Source organism: Globicatella sp. HMSC072A10, from assembly GCF_001811625.1.
Lineage (GTDB): Bacteria > Bacillota > Bacilli > Lactobacillales > Aerococcaceae > Globicatella > Globicatella sanguinis.
The window spans coordinates 1-388 of record NZ_KV805777.1; the positions used below are offsets into that span (position 1 = coordinate 1).

The 388-nt window shown below is 33.5% G+C and carries 1 protein-coding gene; it reads right to left on the minus strand.

Features of this window, described 5'->3' with window-relative positions; all coding sequences use genetic code 11:
- On the minus strand, positions 1-305 hold a 305-nt coding region (locus HMPREF2811_RS08110; protein ID WP_141749291.1), incomplete at its 3' end, for a helix-turn-helix domain-containing protein.
- Positions 306-388 lie beyond the last annotated feature (83 nt).

Genomic DNA, 388 nt, shown 5'->3' on the forward strand with positions numbered 1-388 from the left:
ACAATCTTCATTTGTTGTTTAGCCATGCCATGGGCCTTTTTCCACTCATTTTCTTTAATAAAATCGCGTAACATCCCTTCAATTGATTCTGATAATACTCTGCGTCTACCGACTCTTTTTTTATAAGTTGGTGGTTTCACGATATCCTCTGCGATAGGAAGATCACGAACATCTTCATACTTGCTTCTTTCATATTCCTTGATATATTTATCAACGGTATTCCTAGATTTCTTCGTGAGTAAAGCAATTTTTCTTTTGCTTAGCCCCTCAAGGTATAGTTTTATAATCGTTTGTTTTTCTTTCAATGTAATCACTCCTGATATTCCCCCTATTTATTATCCAATAGGGTTATTTTTTATCAAAAGTGGCTCAGTTTTCAATTAATATA